Source organism: Bacillus sp. EB01, from assembly GCF_000613125.1.
Taxonomy (GTDB): Bacteria; Bacillota; Bacilli; order Bacillales; family Cytobacillaceae; genus Bacillus_D.
In genome coordinates this window covers 3,746,998-3,763,542 of the sequence record NZ_HG964497.1, presented here as the reverse complement: position 1 = coordinate 3,763,542, position 16,545 = coordinate 3,746,998, and the positions used below count along the sequence as shown (strand labels likewise).

23 protein-coding genes and 1 riboswitch are annotated in these 16,545 nt (G+C 42.8%); of the genes, 16 read left to right on the top strand and 7 right to left on the bottom strand.

What is annotated here, in order from left to right; genetic code table 11:
• The first annotated feature begins 4 nt into the window (after nt 1–4).
• Nucleotides 5–298, top strand: a complete 294-nt coding sequence (locus TY16_RS17535) for an HNH endonuclease signature motif containing protein (protein WP_043933114.1) — start codon at nt 5–7, stop codon at nt 296–298.
• A 27-nt stretch (nt 299–325) separates the two neighbouring features.
• Here the strand turns inward: TY16_RS17535 and TY16_RS17530 are convergent, their stop codons facing one another.
• Genes TY16_RS17530 through TY16_RS17505 form a run of 6 tightly spaced genes read right to left on the bottom strand, consistent with a single transcriptional unit; the run spans nt 326 to nt 2,336 of the window.
• The gene (locus TY16_RS17530) at nt 326–544 is read right to left on the bottom strand and encodes a spore germination protein (protein ID WP_043933113.1); all 219 of its coding nucleotides are present in this window, start codon (nt 542–544) and stop codon (nt 326–328) included.
• A gap of 44 nt (nt 545–588) precedes the next feature.
• On the bottom strand, nt 589–969 hold the full coding sequence (locus tag TY16_RS17525) for a spore germination protein GerPE (RefSeq protein ID WP_043933112.1): 381 nt from the start codon (nt 967–969) through the stop codon (nt 589–591).
• The gene (locus TY16_RS17520; RefSeq protein ID WP_043933111.1) at nt 969–1,151 is read right to left on the bottom strand and encodes a hypothetical protein; all 183 of its coding nucleotides are present in this window, start codon (nt 1,149–1,151) and stop codon (nt 969–971) included. Before TY16_RS17520 ends, TY16_RS17525 begins: the two co-directional genes overlap by 1 nt.
• Nucleotides 1,148–1,831 (bottom strand): spore germination protein GerPC, encoded by a 684-nt coding sequence (gerPC, locus tag TY16_RS17515; protein ID WP_043933110.1) that lies wholly within the window; start codon nt 1,829–1,831, stop codon nt 1,148–1,150. Before gerPC ends, TY16_RS17520 begins: the two co-directional genes overlap by 4 nt.
• Before the next feature lie 34 nt (nt 1,832–1,865).
• Nucleotides 1,866–2,102 carry a spore germination protein GerPB gene (locus TY16_RS17510; RefSeq protein WP_043933109.1) on the bottom strand — a complete coding sequence of 79 codons (237 nt, stop codon included), beginning with the start codon at nt 2,100–2,102 and terminating at the stop codon, nt 1,866–1,868.
• A 12-nt stretch (nt 2,103–2,114) separates the two neighbouring features.
• Nucleotides 2,115–2,336, bottom strand: coding sequence for a spore germination protein (locus TY16_RS17505; RefSeq protein WP_043933108.1), 222 nt, complete (start codon nt 2,334–2,336; stop codon nt 2,115–2,117).
• 152 nt (nt 2,337–2,488) lie between these two features.
• On the opposite strand from TY16_RS17505, the gene TY16_RS17500 reads away from it, so the two are divergent.
• The 14 genes from TY16_RS17500 to TY16_RS17435 all read left to right on the top strand — a co-directional run bounded on the left by TY16_RS17500 (nt 2,489) and on the right by TY16_RS17435 (nt 13,373).
• Nucleotides 2,489–3,673: a DUF418 domain-containing protein gene (locus tag TY16_RS17500; protein WP_043933107.1), complete on the top strand. Its 1,185-nt coding sequence runs from the start codon at nt 2,489–2,491 to the stop codon at nt 3,671–3,673.
• On the top strand, nt 3,670–4,176 hold the full coding sequence (locus tag TY16_RS17495) for a DNA topology modulation protein (protein WP_043933106.1): 507 nt from the start codon (nt 3,670–3,672) through the stop codon (nt 4,174–4,176). The genes TY16_RS17500 and TY16_RS17495 overlap by 4 nt, the downstream gene beginning before the upstream one ends.
• Before the next feature lie 117 nt (nt 4,177–4,293).
• Nucleotides 4,294–4,380, top strand: a riboswitch (cyclic di-GMP riboswitch).
• A gap of 95 nt (nt 4,381–4,475) precedes the next feature.
• A complete protein-coding gene (locus TY16_RS17490; RefSeq protein WP_231505711.1) occupies nt 4,476–4,808 on the top strand; it encodes a DUF192 domain-containing protein in 333 nt (110 codons plus the stop codon).
• Between the two features lie 33 nt (nt 4,809–4,841).
• Nucleotides 4,842–5,027 (top strand): Flp family type IVb pilin, encoded by a 186-nt coding sequence (locus TY16_RS17485; protein ID WP_043933104.1) that lies wholly within the window; start codon nt 4,842–4,844, stop codon nt 5,025–5,027.
• Between the two features lie 127 nt (nt 5,028–5,154).
• Complete coding sequence (locus TY16_RS17480; protein ID WP_043933103.1) at nt 5,155–5,670, top strand: A24 family peptidase; 516 nt, start codon at nt 5,155–5,157, stop codon at nt 5,668–5,670.
• Nucleotides 5,667–6,086, top strand: coding sequence for a TadE/TadG family type IV pilus assembly protein (locus tag TY16_RS17475; RefSeq protein WP_052342780.1), 420 nt, complete (start codon nt 5,667–5,669; stop codon nt 6,084–6,086). The genes TY16_RS17480 and TY16_RS17475 overlap by 4 nt, the downstream gene beginning before the upstream one ends.
• 14 nt (nt 6,087–6,100) lie before the next feature.
• Entirely contained in the window at nt 6,101–7,006 is a 906-nt protein-coding gene (locus tag TY16_RS17470) for a TadE/TadG family type IV pilus assembly protein (protein ID WP_043933101.1), read from the top strand.
• Nucleotides 7,007–7,016: 10 nt separating this feature from the next.
• Complete coding sequence (gene cpaB, locus TY16_RS17465) at nt 7,017–7,748, top strand: Flp pilus assembly protein CpaB (RefSeq protein WP_043933100.1); 732 nt, start codon at nt 7,017–7,019, stop codon at nt 7,746–7,748.
• 36 nt (nt 7,749–7,784) lie between these two features.
• Complete coding sequence (locus tag TY16_RS17460) at nt 7,785–8,618, top strand: AAA family ATPase (protein ID WP_043933099.1); 834 nt, start codon at nt 7,785–7,787, stop codon at nt 8,616–8,618.
• A complete protein-coding gene (locus tag TY16_RS17455) occupies nt 8,615–10,045 on the top strand; it encodes a CpaF family protein (protein ID WP_081773025.1) in 1,431 nt (476 codons plus the stop codon). Before TY16_RS17460 ends, TY16_RS17455 begins: the two co-directional genes overlap by 4 nt.
• 2 nt (nt 10,046–10,047) lie before the next feature.
• Entirely contained in the window at nt 10,048–11,010 is a 963-nt protein-coding gene (locus TY16_RS17450; RefSeq protein WP_043933098.1) for a type II secretion system F family protein, read from the top strand.
• 3 nt (nt 11,011–11,013) lie between these two features.
• A complete protein-coding gene (locus tag TY16_RS17445) occupies nt 11,014–11,931 on the top strand; it encodes a type II secretion system F family protein (RefSeq protein ID WP_043933097.1) in 918 nt (305 codons plus the stop codon).
• 95 nt (nt 11,932–12,026) lie between these two features.
• The gene (locus tag TY16_RS17440; protein ID WP_043933096.1) at nt 12,027–12,923 is read left to right on the top strand and encodes a fumarylacetoacetate hydrolase family protein; all 897 of its coding nucleotides are present in this window, start codon (nt 12,027–12,029) and stop codon (nt 12,921–12,923) included.
• 93 nt (nt 12,924–13,016) lie between these two features.
• Nucleotides 13,017–13,373, top strand: a complete 357-nt coding sequence (locus TY16_RS17435; RefSeq protein ID WP_043933095.1) for a YisL family protein — start codon at nt 13,017–13,019, stop codon at nt 13,371–13,373.
• 50 nt (nt 13,374–13,423) lie between these two features.
• Here TY16_RS17435 and TY16_RS17430 read toward each other — a convergent pair whose 3' ends face one another.
• Nucleotides 13,424–13,990 carry a DUF2777 domain-containing protein gene (locus tag TY16_RS17430; RefSeq protein ID WP_043933094.1) on the bottom strand — a complete coding sequence of 189 codons (567 nt, stop codon included), beginning with the start codon at nt 13,988–13,990 and terminating at the stop codon, nt 13,424–13,426.
• Nucleotides 13,991–14,187: 197 nt separating this feature from the next.
• On the opposite strand from TY16_RS17430, the gene asnB reads away from it, so the two are divergent.
• On the top strand, nt 14,188–16,035 hold the full coding sequence (gene asnB, locus TY16_RS17425; RefSeq protein ID WP_043933093.1) for an asparagine synthase (glutamine-hydrolyzing): 1,848 nt from the start codon (nt 14,188–14,190) through the stop codon (nt 16,033–16,035).
• The last annotated feature ends 510 nt before the right edge of the window (nt 16,036–16,545 follow it).

Sequence of the window (16,545 nt, the reverse complement as noted above, 5' to 3'; positions counted from 1 at the left end):
TGTGATGAAATCTGCAATCGGCCAATGCGAGCTTTGTTTGCGTAAGGAAGTTGAAACAACGGTTCATCATCTGACACCAAGAGAGATGGGCGGAACCTTCATGCCTACTGCAGACCTATGCAAAGCATGCCATAAACAGATTCACGCTCTCTATTCTAATGAAGAACTAGCGGCAAGGTTATCTACAATTGAGCGATTGAAGGCTGACCCCGAGATAGCCAAATTTTTAAAATGGATTAAAAAACAGCCGGCTAGCCGCCTTCCGAGAGTAAGCAAGTCAGCCAGGAGAAAAAGGTAATGGCATGAACCAATTGGTTCATGCCATTTATTTGTTTCCTGTCATCGGCTGGTCTAGCAATTTTGTATCAAGGACGTTTGTGCCGCTTACAGCACTTCCTGTTCCAATTAACACACCGGTATTAGCACTGCCTGCCCCTGTAAAGGATTTTGAAGAGCTTTTCGGTGAAATATTTAGGGCGTCACCAAAGTGAACTGTCCCTCCACTGACATTATTGATGTGAATAGGACCAATGAGTGCTGGCATAGGATCGCCTCACTTTACTGTCATGTTTGATTTTACTGCTGGCCTTACTGGTAATCATCGCGCTCTTCAAGCTGGCGGATATGTTTTACTCTTCCCTCCAGGCTAATGTGATTAACATTACCAACATGGAGGAAGGAGCTTGACGAAATACCGTTTATTTTTATGGATCCGACTTTAATAATTGGATTTTCATTAAAAGAAAGGAGTTGAATCGGCTCATCAATAAGCGGAAGTGGAATTTCTTTGTAAAATACAGGAAATTTAGTGAATTCCCCTTCGCTACTAAAAAAAATTTCTTGCTCCCTGTGAACAGCGAGGGCTCTTGATATCCCATCTATCATCGATGTGTCTCCTAGTTGAACCGTTGAGGAATATTGGACTGATTCAACAATAATACTGTTTACAGAGGACGACCGCTGTAACATTAGCTTCCCTCTGGAGCAAGCGGGACGAATGGGCCAATAATTAACGATTCTGGAGGGGTATCAAAAGCGGAGGCAAGCAGGATTGTTTGGGCATCCCCAACCAAAAGAATCGATGAACTTGACACACCTAAAACCTTAATGCTGCCCACCGCCAGTTCTTTATTATAGACTTGAAAAATCATAAGGATCCGCCTTTCAATTGATCGGGTAGATTAGCAAGGAATGTCCGGATTCCGTTTTCAATTTCCTGTTTCAAAGCAGAGAGGATCATCTCATTTTCAACCTCTTGGCCTGTAGCACTTGCCCGTCTTATATGTGATTCAATTCTTCCGGGAAGCTGTTTTTTTACGTCACTTTTTATAAATGAAAGATAGTCATCGGATTTGGGGAGCCCCAATTCTTCCTGGAGATGCCCAAGTCTGGATGGAAGCTCTTGCTCGAGATACGTATGGATTGCATCATTAATTTCTGTGCTTCTCTGCATGAAGTTGGTTGGATCGATGGGCTGAATTGGTTGTGGATTATATCCGGGATTTCCTTCGAATCGCTGCTGGCCGGGTGAAGCAAAATCCCCTGGTGACCCAGGCTGACCTGGAAATCCATTTTGACCCTCAGCAATTGCCATTTCCTCGATCCCCTGTAGGTCATTCGGGTTCAAGCCGATACTTAAGGTGCCCTCTAGTGATTCTACTTTCAACTGGTCAAATTTATATTGAATAGTGCCAACCTGGATAGTAGGCTTCTCCTTCAGGAGTCTAATCTCCTCTTCAGCGCAGCGGAGCGATTCCTCCAAAACGGCAATTCTTTGATTGAATACTTGCAATTGTCCCTGCATCCATTGAAGGGCCTGATAAAGATCCATGGTCACACCTCAACTTTTCTGTATATTCAAGTATTTAAAGAGGAACCGCTGGCGTTTGCGATATAGGTAGATGGCCGCCTGTGTCCTGTTGCGGCGCAGGCTGGAATGGCTTTTGAGCCTTGGGAGCAGGACCCGTAAAGCCGCCTGTATTGGAAAGATAGGATGCAGGCTTAATGATGCCGGAACTGCCAATTTGAAAGACGGAGGAGTTCGAAATCCCTCCGATTCGAATGCTTTGGATATGGATGGATTGCTGGATATAGATATTCATTTACCGGCCTCCTTAGACATTGAATGTAATTGGCTGGTCAATTCCTTCGGTGTCATTAACATTTGTCGAGCTTATATGGTTGAGGTTTTGGATGGCATCACCTGTATTGAACGAGCCGGCACCTGCAAACGTCTTTGCGTTTGAAACCGGGGATATGCTATATACATCACCGATATTGAAAATTGAACTGCTTCCAAGTGAAATGACTTGGACAACTCCAACAATTGCTGGCATGGACTACACCCTTTTTCATCATTCTTCTTTTTATCCTATGTACATGGGCAGTATATGTGAGCAATTTGCCCGATTTTTACTAAGGTGTTCCAATGGATGTTTTTTCCGGTATAATGAAAACTTATTATATGAAGCTGCAAGGGGATGGATGAATGAAAGACTTAATGAGACCTACTAGGGAAAAGGGGAGAATAGCATCATTGGATGCAATGAGAGGTCTGGCGATTCTAGGTATCTATTTCGTCAATATGATGTCCTTCCATTCTCCATTCATGTTCATTGATCCTTTGGAATGGTGGGAGAGCGGTCTTGACCGAATTGTCTATATCGGAATTGATATATTTGCCCAGGCTAGCTTCTATCCGCTTTTCTCAATGCTGTTCGGCTTTGGGCTCGAATTGACAAGGGAGCGCGTACTTGAAAGGGGCGGCAGTTTTTCCAGCCTTGCTTTAAGAAGATTATTGTTCTTATTAGTTGTGGGAGTTATCCATGCCTTCTTTATCTGGCCAGGCGATATTTTAATTACATACGCAGTTATCGGCTTTTTATCATTATTTTTTCTTCGCTTGAGTGGAAAGGCGTTGCTCGCTGTGGGGATTGGTATGTATGCCATTCCTAACCTTATGCTGGGCTTGTTGTTAGTGGTGGCCGATTTATTTAGTCCTGGGGCTGCCGTTTCATATGAGCCGGAAGAAGCGGAAAAGGCGTTAAGCATCTATGGGCAAGGCTCTTTCCTTGAAATAACCCGGATGAGAACGGAAGAGTGGCTTTCCAACAACAATCCTGAAACAGCTCCAATTTTGCTGTTTTCTCTCCTTCCGTTGTTCCTGATAGGAGCGGCGATTTCAAAATTAAAATGGCTTGAAGAAGCGTCTAAACAGTTAAATAAATTGAGGATAGTGACCTTTATAGCTTTATTCATCGGCTTGCTAATTAAGCTGCTTCCTTATTTTATACCTGGCAGCTATCCAGCTGAATTTTTCCAGGATTTCTTTGGCGGGCCTCTACTGGCATTCGCCTATGCCGGGCTTGTGGCACTTTATACTGAAAAAAGAGGCGCTGGGAAAGGGTTTGTTTCAAATGTCGGGCGGATGTCGATGTCTAACTATCTTTTCCAATCTCTTGTATCAACAACTATCTTTTATGGCTACGGCCTTGGATTGTATGGAAAGGTAACACTTTTTCAAGGTGTATTGATTGTCATAGCAGTCTATTTGCTTCAGGTATTTTTAAGCAGGTTATGGCTGCAGAAATTCAGGTTTGGCCCGGTTGAATGGGTTTGGAGAAGTTTTACGTATTTATCCCGGCAAAAAATACGCAAGGGGGAAAGGGCATGAAGAAGAAAATTATGATTATCGGAAGTGGCGGAGCCGGTAAAAGTACTCTTGCCAAAGAACTCGGCAGAAAGCTTGGTATTCCAGTGCATCATCTAGACACGTTATTTTGGAAGCCTGGCTGGGTTCCAACCGACAGAGAGGAATTTCAGCAAATCCAAAATAGTATTCTAGCAGAGGATTGTTGGATTATTGATGGAAACTTCAGTGGAACAATGGACGCCCGGCTGGAAAAGGCAGATACAATTATCTTTCTTCATTACTCAACACTCCGATGCCTATACGGGATTATTAGGAGAAGGATTCAGTACCATGGGAAATCACGCCCTGATATTGGTGAAGGATGTCCTGAAAAACTCGAATGGGCATTTGTTAAATGGGTTGCCGAATTTAATAGAAAAAAAGCGCCGGAACTGCTAGAAAAGCTTAGTGCAACAACTGGTAATGATATCCATATTTTAAAAGGCAAAGAGGAAACAATTGAATTTCTGAGGGTTATAAGATAAAATAGGTGTTTTTCACTAGTAATTTTTCCTGAAAAATAGTGAAAAAGTCTGATTCTAATACCCCCATAAACGATTTACTATGAGTGTAAGAGAACAGTCGACAAGAATTGCACTGTATCTCGATAAAGGCAAAGCTGATGAAAATCAGTGACGCAAAGCTAAAGGGGCTAAGGTACTTAAGTACTATGCCAGCCAGTTACCGAAAGATCAGGGTGCACCATAGGTATGTCTTCCCATGATCCCCCTTTCGGTAAAGGCGGGGTCATTTTATTTTTTCGGAGGTGAAAATATTGAAGGTCGTGAATCTGTCGAACGGGACGGAAATTGCAGACAACATTGGATGCGCCGATAGCTTTTTCAAAAGGCTGAAGGGGCTGATGTTTACAAAAAATCTGCCAGCAGGACACGGCCTGTTGATCAAGCCCTGCCAATCGATCCACACATTCTTCATGAAATATCCAATCGACGTTGTGTATTTGGACGGAAACAACGAAATAGTCGGCCTGGATGAAGACATGAATCCTGCAAAGATTGGAAAAGTACACCGAAAATCAAAATCGGTGCTCGAGCTTCCATCCGGGACAATACGGAATGCAGAACTGAAAGTTGGTCATTATTTATCTATTAATTAATTACAAATATAACTAAAAAGGGAGTTTTTGAGAATGATGAAAAAAATGAAAGCATTGCTTACAGAAGAACAAGGACAAGGTATGACTGAGTACGGTTTGGTTTTGGGTGTAATTGCGCTGGGTGTTGTTGCTGTACTAGTTGGTTTTAGAGAAAAAATAGTTGATCTATTTGAAGATGCCAAAACTGCTCTTACAGATGCAGATACTAGGACTGAGTAATAAAGAAATCTCTTTCTATATTTTCAATTCGAATGTTTTTGTTGTTGTTAAAAGGAAAAGCCTTGCGTTTGTTTTAAAACGTGGGGCTTTTTTAAATCAAAGCATCTGCAAGAAAAGAGGGTTTCCTATGATTCAAGCGATTTTGCTTTTCCTGCTTCTGCTAATTTGTACAATCACTGATATTAGAGAGCGCAGGATTTATAATAAGGTTCTTTTGCCTTTCTTAATAATTGCCTTCCTGGTAAACGGGATAACAAGCGGATGGGACGGGCTTGAAATGGCCTTGTTTGGAACGTTTGTTGGTTTCGGAATTTTGTTGATCCCGTACTTGATGGGAGGGATGGGCGCCGGGGATGTCAAATTGCTTGCAGTGATTGGCGCGCTGATGGGGGCTAAGTTTGTGGCATTGTCTGCTATTTACATGGCAATTGCAGGAGGACTATTCGCTCTGCTAATTATTGCAGTTAAAAAAAGCCCTAAACAGTTGATAAAAAACCTGTTCTTTTCACTAATAGGGAGAGTAAATGGTTTTAAGATTCCTGTTCTGATTGATAAAGATTCCATGAAAGCTACCTACCCATACGGTGTAGCGATCGCAGCAGGGGCAGTCATACAATTCTTCCGGGCAGGAATGCTGCTATGAGAAAGGATGAGCGCGGCCAATCCTTAGTGGAAACAGCGCTTGTTTTGCCCCTTTTGTTGCTGTTAATTGTAGGAATTCTTGATTTTGGCCGTGTCACGTATTCCTATGCCCATCTTCAAATGGCAGCCCAGGAAACTGTCAGGAAGGGCGGTCTTGGCAAGACGGATGTCGAAATCACTTCATTTGCCAAAAACTATGTACATCTTGGAGATTCCAGCAAGCTGATTGTCGAAATCTCTTATCTTTCGGATAACACCTTACAACCAGTTGCAGTTGCGCCTGGTACAAAAGGAAAATCAGGGAATTATATAAAAGTTAAGCTTAAATATCCTTTAAAGTTATACACTCCTTTATTATCAAGCCTCTTCCCATCTCCGTTATATGCCGAAACAGAGTCAACGATCCGGGTTGAGTAAGGAGGGATACAGAGATGAGAAAATTTCGCAGGGACGAAAAAGGAAGTGCGATTGTTCTTGTAGCGCTCTCAATGGTAGCTTTGCTTTGTATAACCGGGCTTGCAATTGACGGTAGCATGCTGTATATGACAAAAAGCAAACTCCAAAAAGTCGCGAATGCAGCAGCTTTGTCAGGGGCGCAGGAGTTAACGAATACTGAAGAAAAGGTAACAAAGGTTGTAAACAATATTTTAACTTCCCATAAAGAACCAGATTCTTTAGAAGGCTTGGCAATTCTGGAGAAAAAGAAAGTGCAAGTAAATCTATCAAAAAGAATGCCATTATCGTTTGCAGGGCTTTTGGGCTTTCAAGCTGTGGATGTAAAAGCGGCCGCTGCGGCCTCAATTGCACCGATGGGCAGGGCTGTAGGTGCTGCCCCGCTTGGCATCGATGAGAGAGTCCCTCTTGAATACTATAAAGAATATAAATTAAAAACAGATGAAACGGGTGTTTCAAGCGGAAACTTTGGGATCCTGGCTCTAGGTGGACCGGGTGCGAGGACATATGAAGAAAATCTCCAATATGGTTACAGGGATGAAATTAAAGTTGGGGCTATTCTAAACACGGAAACCGGTAATATTGCCGGGAAAACAATATCAGTCGTCAATGAACTGGTCAAAGGGTGTACTTACCTCCCTGAAGATGTAAGTGAAAGAAATTGTTCCCGAATTATTCTTATCCCTGTCTATAAAGAGTACGATAAAACTTCCAACCAGCTGAAAGCTGTACAGGTCACTGGTTTTGCATATTTCTATATTACACAGCCAATGAGTAGCAATGACACATCCATCACCGGCATGTTCATAAAAAGAGCAGGTACAGGTTTTTCTGAAGTAGGAAGCCTAGATAAAGGTGCTTATATCATCCGGTTAACAGAGTAGGTGAGAGAAAATGCGTTCAAAAACAATCATGCTGCTGTCTCTCGTGATGGGCGTTATCACGACAGCATTATTTTTTCAATACATGTCCAAGTATGAAACACAGGAAACGGCTTCAGGAGCTTCTGTACCAATGGAAGAAATACTTGTTGCAAAGGATATCATCAATAAAAATGAGAAAATTACAGCTGAGAAACTTGAGGTTGTAGAAGTGCCTCAGCAAAGTGTAACTTGGCAGCCGCTAAAAACGGTTTCGGAAGCGGAAGGGAAGCTGGCGGGGGCCAAAATTGACAAAGGCGAACCGATCCTCGCCCACCGCCTCCTTTCGCAAAAGGATGAAACCGTATATGTATCCCGTAAAGTAAGGGAAGGCTATCGGGCGGTTGCTGTTTCGGTAAATCTTCCTCAATCCGTATCCAATCTGATTGAAGCTGAAGACAGAGTCGATGTCATTTTTTCCAAAGAGGATAAGGAAGCAAAAGCTGATAAACCAAAAGTAAATACGAAAGTGCTTCTGAAAAATGCAAGGGTCCTTGCAGTTGGTCGTAAATTGATCATTCCAGAGGAAGAGAAAAAAGAGGGAGAACAGCCTGAGGAATATACAACGGTTACGTTAGAATTAAAACCGGACGATGCATTTAACCTTATCAATTCTTCGGAAGAAGGAAAAATACACTTTATCCTTCATACACGGCCGGCAATGAACGACGACGGAAGCCCTTTGGAGAATGAAAATGAAGGCTAATTGATTGGTAATCATTTTAATGGGAGGGTAGAGAAAATGACAACTTTAGAAAGAAACTCTCCGGGAGCCCATGGCAGGATGATAGCCGTTTGTAGTGCAAAGGGTGGTATCGGCCGTACAATCCTTTCAGTCAATCTAGCCGTATCATTATCTAAAGGGAACAATACTGTCGCCATTCTCGATGGTGATTTCCAGTTCGGCGATGTGTCCCTTGCGATGGACCTCCAGCATAGCTTTACAATTAAGGAGGCTGTGGAAAGTATCGCTTCCCTCGATGAACACAGGTTAGAGGAATACATGACTAGACATACCAGCGGGGTACGTGTTCTTCCGGCACCCGACCGTCCTGAATTTGCTGATCTTCTTACAAAGGAATCAGTTTCAAAAATGGTGGATTTTCTTTTAAGTAGAAACGATTTTGTTGTATGTGACACAGGAGCCGGTTTAAATGAGCAGACGCTGAATCTGATTGAGAAAGCAGATGAAATCCTAGTCATTGCCACTCTCGAGATGGCAGCGATGAAGAACACGAAGCTCTTACTGGAAACACTCGGCATCCTCGGTTTGCGCGACAAAGTGAGAGTTGTTCTGAACAGGGCTAATATGGAGAGTGTCATTAAAGCAGAGGACGGAGCTAAAATTCTAGGTGAAGAGGCGCCTATTTATATTCCGAATGATTTTCAAATTTGTTCTAAATCATTGAATATGGGAACCCCCTTTGTTATAAGCCATTCCAAATCGGAGATTGCGAAATCCATTTTTAAAATGGCTGAAATAATCGGATCCAATGATTCCGGTACAGCTATTAAGAAAAAGGGAAAATCAATTTCGATATTTCCTTGGAGAAAAAAAGGGGGAACAGCTAAATGAAGCTTCTGGATCGTATTAATCAAAAAAATAATCCAGCTCCATTCGATCTCGGGCCTCAGCCAATGGAGACCTCCAATTCATCAATCCCGGCCATGAAGACCGAAATATTAGAAAATCATAAAACCATTGAACTTCCCAGAGAGCATGCAATTCAACCAATCCGCAAGAAGCAGGCGGACAAACAACAGGAATTAAAAAGTATCCTTCATAAACGCATTCTTCAGGAACTGAAGGATGAAGAAGTTGAGGTTATCATTCCAAAGTTGGATGGAATGGCGCTGGAGGCTATTAAAGATGATGATTCTTTCCGGGGAATCGTTGACCGTAAGTTAGTTGTGGAAGAATTGATCAATGACCTTACAGGATTTGGCCCGATCAATCCCCTCCTCCTGGATGAAGAAGTTTCGGAAGTGATGGTAAATGGACCCAATCAGGTTTACTGTGAAAGAAAAGGGAAGCTAATCCTGACAGACATTACTTTTCGCGATAATGAGCATGTCATGAACGTTATTGAAAAAATTGTTGCCCCAATCGGCAGAAGGATTGATGAGAGTTCACCGATGGTTGATGCAAGGCTTCCGGACGGGTCAAGGGTAAATGCAATCATTCCTCCTCTAGCATTGAACGGCCCGACAATCACAATCCGTAAGTTCTCAAAAGACCCTTTTCAAATTGAAGACTTGATTAATTTTGGAACAATCACGAAGGAGATGGCAATTTTTCTTGATGCTTGCGTAAAAGCGAGGCTGAACATTTTCGTAAGTGGAGGAACAGGGTCAGGTAAAACGACAACGCTCAACGTACTTTCGAATTTTATTCCGAATGACGAGCGTATTGTTACTATTGAGGATGCGGCTGAACTACAGCTTGGCCAGGACCATGTTGTTTCACTTGAGTCTAGACCGCCCAATATAGAAGGTAAAGGCGCCATTACAATACGCGATCTTGTCCGGAATTCTCTCCGGATGAGGCCCGACCGTGTCGTCATCGGGGAGGTCAGGGGCGCGGAAGCATTGGACATGCTCCAAGCAATGAATACTGGCCATGATGGTTCATTGGCAACCGGCCATTCCAATTCGCCAAGAGATATGATTTCCAGGTTAGAAACCATGGTGCTGCTCGGTGGAGTTGAACTTCCTATCAAAGCGATCCGCGAACAAATCTCGGGAGCACTCGATGTCATCATCCAGCAGTCCCGGCTAAAGGACGGCTCAAGAAAAATAACCAATATCACTGAGGTTCAGGGGATGGAAGGAGACGTCATTGTTCTACAGGACATCTTTGTATATGAACAGACCGGATTAAATGAAGCCGGAAAGTATGTCGGAAGGCTTGTGCCGACTGGCGTGCGCCCTAAGTTTTATGAACGGCTTGAGAATTCAGGGATTCACATTCCTCCTAATGTCTTCATTGAAAGGGAGGATTGACTATGAAGCTTATTTTCCTGGCACTTATACTCTGTTCTTCCTTTTTAATGTTCTACGCAGTTTTATCTAGTTTTTTTTCCCGCAGCCAGAAGATTGAAAAAAGGATGGAAAGGTATTTGGCTTCACCTGAGAAGGTTGAAGTGGACGATAATGATATTGACTTGTTTGCACGCTATGCGGCAGCCCGCAAAAATCTCACAAAAAGGTTTGTGACGAAAAAGAAAAATAGTAAACTCGAAACGATGCTTGCGAGGTCAGGAGTGCCCCTAAAGCCTGATGAATATGTTACTTTCCAATGGATAGCGACTGGTTTTTTCGGGATTTTGATGGTTCTATTGTTCACTCATTGGTTATGTGCAGTCCCCGGGGGAATCGCGGGTTATTTATTGCCAGGTTTTATTTTGAAAAAGAAAGAAAAAGAGCGAGTGGAGAAGTTTAATGAAGGACTTGCCGATATGATTTCGACAATAATCGGTTCATTAAGAGCGGGTTTCAGTTTCCCACAGGCACTGAAATCTGTTGCGGAGGAATCCGATTCACCCATCAAAGAAGAAATTGAATCGGTTATAAAATCCATGCAATACGGAAGTAGTGTCGAAGAGGCTCTTAATGAACTAAAGGAACGCATGCCGAGTGATGATTTGGATTTGATGATTCAAGCCATTCTTATTCAACGACAGGTTGGCGGGAATCTGGCAACAGTCCTGGAGAAAATTGTTGAAACAATTAGAGACCGGACCAAAATTCAGCGCCAAATTAAAACCCTGACAGCCCAAGGGCGAATGTCAGGAATGGTCATCGCCTTGCTCCCGCTTTTTCTTGGTATAGTCCTTTATTTTATTCAGCCAGATTTTATTTCACCTTTATTTACTCATCCAGTCGGGATCGGAATGGTAGCGGCTGGAGTTACTTCAGGCGTTATTGGCTTCATTTTGATTAGGAAAATAACGCAGATTGAGGTGTAATGGTTGATTTATCTAACATTTTTTCTGACGATTTCGCTCTTTGTTTTAAGCTTATTTATGGGCAAAACAAATAAAAAATCAACTGTGGAAAAACGTGTATCGGTCTATATTACCAGAAATCAAGACGATAAGGATCCTGGTAAGGAAAAAGAAGAACAAATTTCCTTTTACCAGCGATTTTTTAAGCCCGTAGTAAATGATTTTAAAAAGAGCTTTAAAAAGAGAATGCCTGGGGAAAAAGAGGCAAAGCTGGAATTAAAGCTTCAGCGTGCTGGCAACCCATTTGGCATGATGCCGATTGATTTTCGTCTTTTCCAGGCAGGTTCGGCTGTAATACTTCCAGGTGTTTTTGCAGGATACGCGGCCTTGTTGAGACTCGGTTCATCAGCAATTTTCTTTGCGGTAGTTTTTGGGCTGACATTTGGGACGATTTTGCCACATTTTTACCTAAAGCAAAAAACAAAGGTGCGGGAAAAACAGGCACTGAAGGAGCTGCCTGATACGCTAGACCTGCTGACAGTTAGCCTAGAAGCCGGCTTGGGATTTGACGCCGCTATCAGCAAGCTCGTGTCCAAAAAAGAGGGTGTCCTTGCTGATGAATTCCAACGTTCATTAGAGGAAATGAGACTTGGAAAAGTCCGCCGAGAAGCTTTAGGCGGCATTAAGGACAGACTCGAAGGCGTAGATGCGGTAAAAAACTTCATTAGCAGCATTCTCCAGGCTGAAAAACTTGGGATAGGGATGGTCCAGGTCCTACGTGCCCAATCCGTCGAGGTGCGTGAGCAAAGGAAGCAAAGAGCTGAAGAGGCTGCCATGAAGGCACCTATCAAGATGTTGTTTCCCCTAGTTTTGTTTATTTTCCCAAGTTTATTTATTGTTCTTCTTGGACCAGTGGTAATCTCATTAATAAATGGTTTTTAAAACAATTTAATTAGTTTAAATGCAAGCCCTTTCCTTTATCCAGGAGGGGCTCTTTTTGTATACTAGAAGAAAGTGGATGGAAGGGGCGAAAATGAATGAAACTTGGAACCATGATACATAAGGAAGAAACGCTTGCAGTTTTGGTTAGCGCGGATGGGCAGGCTGTTTTGCCGCTTAAGGAGGCATCATCCATAGGAGTAGAGTTTCCGGTTACACTTTTGGGATGCTTAGAAGAAGGAAATTCTTTTTATGAAAAGGCGAAGTCCTTTGCTCAGTGGGCAGAAAGTGCTGAGGAAGCTAAGGCGCTTTGGATTCCAATTAGCGACGTTGAACTTCTTGCCCCAATACCACGGCCAGCCAAAAATGTCATGTGCATCGGCAAGAACTATGCCGAGCATGCGATTGAAATGGGAAGCGCGGATGATATTCCGGAGCATGTCATGGTATTTACAAAGCCTCCAACGGCAGTTATTGGACCTGATAAAGCAATCCCATCTCATTCAGAAATTACTGACCAGCTTGATTATGAAGGGGAACTGGCTGTCATTATCGGTAAAAAGGGAACGGGGATTACAAAGGAAGAAGCAAAAGACTATGTATTTGGCTATACAATTTTGAATGATGTCACGGCCCGCGATTTGCAAAAGCGGCATAAGCAATACTTCCTTGGAAAAGGACTCGACGGTTCAGCTCCAATGGGCCCATGGATTGTTACAAAGGATGAAATTCCTCATCATGGGAACCTCGGTATACAGACAAAGGTAAACGGAGAAATAAGACAGGATTCCAATACAAAGCATCTGATATTTCCGATTGAGCAGCTGATTGAAGATTTGTCGAAGGGAATGACACTAGAACCTGGAGACATCATTGCGACTGGCACGCCAGCTGGTGTAGGTAAAGGCTTTAAGCCGCCTAAGTTCCTTAAGTCTGGTGATACGATCGAGATTATGATAGAAGGAATCGGGGTATTGAAAAACACTGTATCTTAATAGCCATATAGTTATTAAATTTCTCTTAATTTTTAGGATTTACACTGTGGCTATGGTATGATAAGTGCGAAATAGATAGAGGAGGGAAACGGTTTGACACACGCTCATATTACAACGTGGGTTCTAGGTGCGATTTTATTTTTCGTTGCGCTTAACCTGTATAAAGGCGGCAATGAAAAAGGGGCTAAAATCACCCACATGATTCTTAGGGTAATGTATATTCTTATTTTAATTACAGGATTCATGATTTTATTCTCGATACCTAAAATTGGACTACTTTATATTCTAAAAACCGCTGTCGGATTGTGGGTCATTGCCATCATGGAAATGCTGCTAATCAAGACAGGGAAAAAGGCAGATGCAAAGGTTCTTTGGATTCAGTTTGTCATTGCCTTTGTACTTATCCTGCTTCTTGGATTCAGCATGCCAATGGGCTTTGATTGGTTTTAAAATGATAAAAAGCTGCCAATCGGCAGCTTTTTGTGTTTGCAGGAAGATTCCTATGGGGATGCTAGCTTTTCAATGATAAGCCTTTTTCCGGTGTTAAGGGTAAACTCGAACCGGTCACTTTCCTTTTCATAATAGGTGAAATGATGCTGGACACTGCAAATCTCGTCCTGATTATCAAAAATCATAATATTGACGCCATTCCGTTTGGTTTGGTCATTTAAAAAATTCAGGTGGTTATAGCAATACAGGCAATCAAAAATAGAAAAGTTAAGTGAGTTGAGAGTAGTGATAAATTGGAAGAATGCGTCGTCATTGATTTGTTCGAGCAGTCTTTCAAGTGAATAGATTAAATGCTTCCTCACCCTGATCTGGTCATGGTCGCGGAGCAACAGGCTATCGTCATTGAACGTTAGCTTACCTGGCTCAACCAATAACCCTTTTTTCCAGCGGTTCAATTTCAATACTTCCACTTCCTGAAGCAGATAGTCATCAAGCAGCGAGGCTTCTTCCGTTTCTTCATCAAAAAACACCCATTGGCCATTTATTTGTTCAACTGACCCTTCGGTATAGGCTCTTTCCTGGTCTTCGTATATTTTTTCGCGCTGCTGTCGATTCATCACTTTACCTCCGTGAATGGTGCTATTTCCTTTGTAGACATAAACACTCCCTTTTATAACTCCTTTTAATAATTCCCGGGACAATTAACCCATCTTTAAAACCTGCATACACTATAACCACTCAAAAATAGATTGAAGATAGAGTGAATTCGAGTTCCCAATGGCTTAATAAGGGAACCGTACGGAGGAGTGAAAGTATGTGCGGGATTGCCGGCTGGGTTGATTTTCGTCGGGATATGGAAAAAGAGAAAATAATTCTTGAAAAAATGGCAGATACATTATCAAAACGAGGTCCGGATGACACAAATATTTGGACCGATCGCGACGCCGGATTTGGCCATAAGCGCCTTGCGGTAGTGGATATCGCTGGTGGCAGGCAGCCGATGACAAAAAAAGGCGTAGGCAGCAATTATACAATTTGCTACAATGGTGAACTTTACAACACAGAAGATTTGCGTAAAGAACTCCTCCTTAAAGGATATTCTTTTAGTGGTCATTCTGATACAGAAGTGCTGCTCGCTTCTTATATGGAATGGAAAGAAGAGTGCGTAGACAGGCTGAACGGAATTTTTGCTTTTGCAGTTTGGGACAGCGCCGCGGAAAAATTATTTTTTGCACGTGACAGGCTGGGGGTGAAGCCGGCATTTTATAGTGAAAAGCAGGGCTTTATTTTCGGCTCTGAGCTTAAGGCTCTGCTCGCTCACCCCGAGATGAAAGCAGAACTGGATCGGGAAGGGCTTGCTGAACTATTTGGTATGGCTCCATCCAGAACGCCGGGTGCGGGCGTATTCAAGGGAATCAAGGAGCTGCGGCCCGGCCACGCGCTCACATTTTCCCGGAACGGCTTGAAAATTTGGCGGTACTGGAATGTGAAAAGCCAAACGCATTCAGAAAGTCTTGATGAAACTGCGGAAAAGGTGCGCTTTCTCGTCGATGATGCCGTGAAACGGCAGCTTGTGTCCGATGTGCCGCTTTGTACGTTCCTCTCCGGAGGGCTTGACTCAAGCATCATTACCGCAATTGCTGCCAACGAGTATCAAGGAACAAATCTTGCCCCGCTTCGAACTTTTTCGATTGACTATGAAGACAACCAGCATTTCTTTGCATCCAATGAATTTCAGCCCGATTCTGACGAGTTCTGGATTAACCTGATGAGCAGCTCCTTCCAGACGCATCATGTAAAGAGCATCATTTCCCAGAAACAATTAGCAGAAGAGCTAAAAGAGGCAATGGAGGTCCGCGATCTCCCAGGAATGGCGGATATTGATTCATCCTTGCTATGGTTTTGCCGTGAGATTAAGAAAGAGTACACGGTAAGTTTATCGGGGGAATGTGCAGATGAGATTTTTGGCGGGTATCCCTGGTTCCATCGTAAGGCGGATTTTGAGCGCGAAGGATTTCCATGGATGCGCTCAACCGATATGAGGCTTTCGCTCCTAAAAGAAGATTGGCGGAAAAAGTTGAAAATCAATGATTATTTAATGGAAAGGTATTTGGATACTGTCAAAGAAACGCCGGCACTTGAAGGAGAAAGCATGGAGGATGCGAGGAGACGGGAATTATTTTACCTGAATATGGTCTGGTTCATGACAGCGCTGCTCGACAGGAAGGATCGGATGAGTATGGGAGCGAGCCTTGAAGTGCGTGTTCCATTTGCTGACCATCGGCTTGTGGAATATGTATGGAACATCCCTTGGGAAATGAAAATGCATGGCAACCGTGAGAAGGGAATTCTTCGGAAGGCAATGGACGGAATTCTCCCCGCTGATGTCCTATATCGGAAAAAAAGTCCTTATCCAAAGACGCATCATCCTGCATATACTGAAGCTGTCCAAAAGCTTGCAAGTGAAGCTCTTTCTGACCGGTCATCTGCTTTATATGAATTCTTTGATAAAAAGCAGCTTGAGGATTTGGTGGAAAGCGGAGGCAATTCTTTTACGGAACCATTCTTCGGCCAATTGATGGCAGGCCCGCAGCTGCTGGCTCATTTTGTCCAGATGCATTCCTGGTTCAAGAAGTATAATGTAAATGTAGTAGAATGCTAATTTTCAACAATTTCCGAGGAAATATTCAAACGCCAACCGAAACGGTTGGCGTTTGTTATTTATCCCACTCTTAGGGACCCACTGGAAAACTAGTAGTACTAAAAGGCTATATCCCGAAGGTAACTCTTTTTTATTAGGTGTATGCGGAACATGGCAACTTATCACTAGTGCTACTTAGAGACTCACTAGCAAACTTTCTGTAAAAACTAGTTGTACTCAGAGTAGTACTAAAAGTGCTATATCCCGAAGGTAATTCTTTTTTACTAGATGCATGTGGAACATGGCAACTTATCACTAGTGCTACCCGGAGACTCACTAGCAAACTCGCTGTAAAAACTAGTAGTACTCAGAGTACTACTAAAAGTGCTATTTCCCGAAGATAACTCTTTTTTACTAGATGCATGTGGAACATGGTAACTTATCACTAGGGCTACTTAGAGACTCACTAGCAAATCCTAAAAAAATAGTAGTAATCCGAGTAGTACACCAGTAGGGAATGGACAATAGACC

Coding starts and splice junctions, on each gene's coding strand:
- TY16_RS17535 (WP_043933114.1), top strand. CDS start 5: ATGAAATCTGCAATCGGCCAATGCGAGCTTTGTTTGCGTAAGGAAGTT.
- TY16_RS17530 (WP_043933113.1), bottom strand. CDS start 544: ATGCCAGCACTCATTGGTCCTATTCACATCAATAATGTCAGTGGAGGG.
- TY16_RS17525 (WP_043933112.1), bottom strand. CDS start 969: ATGTTACAGCGGTCGTCCTCTGTAAACAGTATTATTGTTGAATCAGTC.
- TY16_RS17520 (WP_043933111.1), bottom strand. CDS start 1,151: ATGATTTTTCAAGTCTATAATAAAGAACTGGCGGTGGGCAGCATTAAG.
- gerPC (WP_043933110.1), bottom strand. CDS start 1,831: ATGGATCTTTATCAGGCCCTTCAATGGATGCAGGGACAATTGCAAGTA.
- TY16_RS17510 (WP_043933109.1), bottom strand. CDS start 2,102: ATGAATATCTATATCCAGCAATCCATCCATATCCAAAGCATTCGAATC.
- TY16_RS17505 (WP_043933108.1), bottom strand. CDS start 2,336: ATGCCAGCAATTGTTGGAGTTGTCCAAGTCATTTCACTTGGAAGCAGT.
- TY16_RS17500 (WP_043933107.1), top strand. CDS start 2,489: ATGAAAGACTTAATGAGACCTACTAGGGAAAAGGGGAGAATAGCATCA.
- TY16_RS17495 (WP_043933106.1), top strand. CDS start 3,670: ATGAAGAAGAAAATTATGATTATCGGAAGTGGCGGAGCCGGTAAAAGT.
- TY16_RS17485 (WP_043933104.1), top strand. CDS start 4,842: ATGATGAAAAAAATGAAAGCATTGCTTACAGAAGAACAAGGACAAGGT.
- TY16_RS17480 (WP_043933103.1), top strand. CDS start 5,155: ATGATTCAAGCGATTTTGCTTTTCCTGCTTCTGCTAATTTGTACAATC.
- TY16_RS17475 (WP_052342780.1), top strand. CDS start 5,667: ATGAGAAAGGATGAGCGCGGCCAATCCTTAGTGGAAACAGCGCTTGTT.
- TY16_RS17470 (WP_043933101.1), top strand. CDS start 6,101: ATGAGAAAATTTCGCAGGGACGAAAAAGGAAGTGCGATTGTTCTTGTA.
- cpaB (WP_043933100.1), top strand. CDS start 7,017: ATGCGTTCAAAAACAATCATGCTGCTGTCTCTCGTGATGGGCGTTATC.
- TY16_RS17460 (WP_043933099.1), top strand. CDS start 7,785: ATGACAACTTTAGAAAGAAACTCTCCGGGAGCCCATGGCAGGATGATA.
- TY16_RS17455 (WP_081773025.1), top strand. CDS start 8,615: ATGAAGCTTCTGGATCGTATTAATCAAAAAAATAATCCAGCTCCATTC.
- TY16_RS17450 (WP_043933098.1), top strand. CDS start 10,048: ATGAAGCTTATTTTCCTGGCACTTATACTCTGTTCTTCCTTTTTAATG.
- TY16_RS17440 (WP_043933096.1), top strand. CDS start 12,027: ATGAAACTTGGAACCATGATACATAAGGAAGAAACGCTTGCAGTTTTG.
- TY16_RS17430 (WP_043933094.1), bottom strand. CDS start 13,990: ATGAATCGACAGCAGCGCGAAAAAATATACGAAGACCAGGAAAGAGCC.
- asnB (WP_043933093.1), top strand. CDS start 14,188: ATGTGCGGGATTGCCGGCTGGGTTGATTTTCGTCGGGATATGGAAAAA.